The following is a 4,094-nucleotide window of genomic DNA, read 5'->3' as shown; positions in this document are numbered from 1 at the left end:
CGGCCGGCACGGCCTGTGCGGGCGGTGCGGGCTCCGGCTCGGCGGGCAGCGCCAGCACGGCGGCCGGATCGCCCAGTTCCAGCAGGGCCCGCGCCCGGTCGCGGGCGATGTCCGGCGGGGCCCCGGTGCCCTCCCCGGCCCGGCGGGCGGCATCCAGCAGCGGCGGGACCTCGGCCCAGTGCCCGAGCGCGCTCTCCAGTTCGGCCTGGAACAGCGGTACGAAGACCGCGGCCTCCGCGTAGCCCAGTTCCCGCGCGAGCCGCCCCGCCTCGTCGAGCGTGGCCCGTGCCTCGTCCTCCGCACCGGCCAGGGCGAGCAGCACCGCCGACGGGCAGCCGAGCGTGGCGCGTACCACGGGCCGTCCGGCGCCTTCCTCCGCGCGCAGCCGGCGGCAGCGGGCCAGTGCTTCGGGGACCGGCAGCGGCCCCCGCCACAGCGAGATGCCCAGGGCGCCCAGGGCCATCGCCCGTTCGGGCTCGGCGTCCGCCCGGCGGGCGTGCGCCAGGGCCCGGCGCAGCAGCGTCTCGGCGGCGGCGTGGCGGCCCTGCCGCTGCCGCTCATGCGCGGCCCGGACACCGGCCCGGGCGATGCCCTCGTCGTCGGCGGCGGCGGTGAAGACGGGCAGGGTGCGGCGGGCCGCCTCGGCGGCGGCCCCGGGCCTGCCCTCCAGTACGGCGAGGCCGAGCTCGGCGTGGGCGGCGGTCACCGGGTCGGTGGAGGCGGCGGCGCGGGCCTCGGTGAACAGGGCGCGGGCCCCGGCGGCCTCGCCGCGCGCCATGCGCAGCTCGGCGAGCCGGCGGGCGATGCGGGGGGAGTCCGGGTCGAGCGCGCGGGCGCGGGTGAGCAGATCTTCCGCCCAGGGCAGATCCGCGCGGTTCAGCGCGTGCACGCCGGCCCGGTGCAGCGCGGCGGCGGCGTCCCGGCGCAGCCGCTCCGCGTGCGCGGGCTCCCCGCCGAGCTCGGCACGGCAGCGGTATGCCCGCTCCAGATGGCTTCCCACGGCGGCATCCACGGCGGTGCCCGAAGAGACCGTGCCGGAGGGGGGCGCCGTGCTCAGCGCCCGGGCGGCCTCCTCGTGGCGGCGGGCGCGTACGGCCTTGGCGATGGCGAGATAGACCGTCTCGTGGACCAGGCCGCTGCCGAAGCGCAGCGCCTCCGAGCCGTCCAGGGTGCGGCGCACCGGCTCCAGCAGTCCGCGGCCGAGCAGGCGGCGCAGCAGCCCGGGCACCTTCTCGGGTGCGGGCGCACCGGGTTCGGCGGCGGCCAGCGCGGCCAGCGGTTCCCGGGAGAACTCACGGCCCAGCACCGCGGCGAGCTGGAGCAGGATGCGTTCGTCCGGGGGGAGGGCATCGATGCGGGCGCCGAGCACGGCCTGGACGGTCGGCGGCGGGGCAGCGCCCGCGGCCGGGCCCGCGGCGGTGGCGCCGGCCGTGGCCGTGGCGGTGGCCGTGGCCGTGGCGGTGGGGGTGGCCAGCAGATGTTCGAGATAGAGGGGGTTGCCCTCGGCCCGCTCCAGGGCCTGCTCGACCAGCCCGGGGCGGTGGGCGGTCACCTCGGCAGAGCCCAGCGCCGCGGCCAGTTCGGCCGCCTCCCGCGGGCGCAGCCCGGTCAGCGTCATCGCCGAGGAGCGCGGCAGCCCGCTGCCCCAGGCGGGGCGGCGCTCCAGCAGTTCGGGACGGGCCGCGCAGACGATGCCGAGCGGCGCGTCGGCCAGTTCGCGCAGCAGCAGCACGACCAGGTCGAGCAGCGGATCGGCAGCCCAGTGCAGATCGTCCAGGACCAGCAGCAGCGGCCGGCGGGCGGCCGGGGGCCCGGTCAGCGCGGCGAGCAGGCAGACCAGCGCCCGGCCGGTGTCCGGCAGGGACGGGCTGGGGGTTCCGTCGGCGAGCAGCCCGCCGCGCAGCAGCTCCCAGGCGGCCTGCGAGCTGCCGCGTTCGCGCTCGGGCACCCCGGCCAGCACCTCGTCCGGGCCGCGGCCGAGCCGGTCCAGCACCGGGCGCAGCGCGTCGGCCAGCGGCAGCAGGCTGCCGATCTCGCCGTACGGGCGGCAGCGGCCGTCGCCGTACAGCGGGCGCCGGTCCGGCGGGGTGCGGCGCAGCCACTCGCGCAGCAGCCGGGTCTTGCCCAGGCCCGCGTCGCCGTAGACGGTGGCCAGCCGGGCGTGTCCGTCCTCGGTCAGCCGGGTGCCGAGCAGGGCGAGTTCACCGAGGTCGGTGGCGCGGCCGACGAACGGGGTGTCGAAGCGGCGGGTCAGCTCGGGGTCGTCGTCGCGCAGCCGGAGCAGGCGGCGGGCGGCGACCGGGGCGGCCTTGCCGCGCAGCGTGCGGGCCCCGGCATCCACGGTGACGGCGGCGGGCCCGGCGGCGTCCGCCGTGTCCGGGCCGATGAGGATCTCGCCGGGCCCGGCCGCCTGTTCCAGCCGGGCGGCGACATTGACCACCTCGCCGGAGACCAGGGCCTGGCGGGCGGCGGGGTCGGTGGCGGCCACCACCTCACCGGTGTTGACGCCGATGCGGACGGCGAGCCGGACCCCGTACTCCCGCTCCAGCTCCGCGTTGAGCCCGGCCAGCGCCTCGGTCATGCCCAGCGCGGCGGCCAGCGCCCGGCGCGCGTCGTCCTCGTGGCGGACCGGCACCCCGAAGACGGCCATCACGGCATCCCCGATGTACTTCTCCACCGTGCCGCCGTGCGCCTCAAGTTGCTCCCTCATCGCGGCGAAGTAGCGCAGCGTGACGGCCCGCAGGGCCTCGGGGTCGAGCCGGCCGGAGAGACCGGTGGAGCCCACCAGGTCGCAGAACACCACGGTGACCACCCGGCGTTCCTCCGGCGCGGCGGACGGCGGCGCGCAGCGGGTGCCGCACCGGGGGCAGAACGCGGCGTCGGGCGGCGGCNCCGCACCGGGGGCAGAACGCGGCGTCGGGCGGCGGCTGGCCGGGGCAGGCCGGGCAGCGCATCAGAACAGCGCCCCGCCGGCGATCTCGCCGTGCGCGCGCACCTCCGGCTCGGCCGCGTCCAGGCGTTGCTTGATGCCCAGCAGCAGCTCGGTCTCGGCGGGGGTCAGGCCGGCCAGCACGGCCTGCTCCTCCTCGGCGAGGGCTTCCACCGGAAACCCGGCGTCGGCGAGCCGGGTCAGCGGGTCGGGGGTCGCGGGCTGCTCGGCCATGGGGCGCTCGGTCATGGGGCGGTGCCTCCCGTGCTTCCGTCGGCGGAGCCGGCCCGGCCGCCCGCCGCGTGGTCGAAGTGGTCGGGGTCCCCGGGGCTCTCGGGGGCCCCGGGGTTTCCGGGGATCTCGGGGTTCTCGGCGAGGCGCACGAACAGCCCGGCCACCGCGTCGATGGTGTGCAGCGCGCTGACCGCGACGGCGCTGAGCTGCCCGGCGGTCAGCGGCAGCCGGTCCAGCAGCCGGTCCAGATCGGCCCGGTGACCGCCGTCCAGGTCGGCGTGGCGGCGCACGGTGTCGAACGCGGCGGGCGGCAGGCCGGTGAGCCCGGCCAGGCGGTCGGCCAGCCAGGACGCGGGCGCGTTGCCCTCCAGCGCGATCAGGTAGCCCAGCAGCGCCACCGGGTGGTAGTGCTCGATCCAGTAGTACTGCGCGCCGACGAGCTGGGCGACGGCCGGCGGGGGCGTGGCCCGCAGCAGCCGCTCGGGGTCCGTGCCGGCCCGGGCGGCGTCGGCCAGCAGCCAGTCGTCATGCCCGCGCTCCTCCTCGATGTGGCGGTGCAGATAGCCGGCGAGCGGCGCGGTGACCGGGTCCCCGGGCAGCGCCGCACAGCGCACGGCGGCCAGCTCCATCAGCGGCACCGAGGCGCGGATGATGCAGTGCATCGCGCCCAGATAGCCGCGGTAGCGGTCGGCCAGGTCCGGCCCGGGGTCCCACAGCCGCCCGCTCGCCCGGTGCAGCGCGGGCTCGGCGAGGGAGAGCTTGGTGCGCAGCGCGGCGCTGGGCCGCAGGAGGGCGGTCACCGGGCGCCGCCGTTCGTCCCGGGGCGGGCGCCGAGGGCGACGAGCCCGGCGTACGGGGTGCCGGTGTAGCGGCGCAGCAGGGCGGCCGGCCCGGCGGCGCACTGCAGCCGTGCGCTCGCCCGGTCCAGCAG

The 4,094-nt window shown here is 78.8% G+C and carries 3 protein-coding genes; all 3 read right to left on the bottom strand.

The window, feature by feature from the left end:
• The coding region (locus GQS09_RS27320) for an adenylate/guanylate cyclase domain-containing protein (RefSeq protein WP_165990203.1) at positions 1 to 2,812 on the bottom strand (2,812 nt) is incomplete at its 3' end.
• Positions 2,813 to 2,953: 141 nt separating this feature from the next.
• Positions 2,954 to 3,178, bottom strand: a complete 225-nt coding sequence (locus tag GQS09_RS27315; protein WP_165990202.1) for an aroma-sacti cluster domain-containing protein — start codon at positions 3,176 to 3,178, stop codon at positions 2,954 to 2,956.
• Positions 3,175 to 3,963 (bottom strand): iron-containing redox enzyme family protein, encoded by a 789-nt coding sequence (locus tag GQS09_RS27310; protein WP_399552620.1) that lies wholly within the window; start codon positions 3,961 to 3,963, stop codon positions 3,175 to 3,177. The genes GQS09_RS27315 and GQS09_RS27310 overlap by 4 nt, the downstream gene beginning before the upstream one ends.
• Positions 3,964 to 4,094: the final 131 nt, after the last annotated feature.

The organism is Streptomyces sp. YIM 98790, assembly GCF_011421595.1.
Classification (GTDB): Bacteria; Actinomycetota; Actinomycetes; order Streptomycetales; family Streptomycetaceae; genus Streptomyces.
Note: the sequence above shows the minus strand (reverse complement) of the source record. Positions and strands in the feature narration are given on the sequence as shown.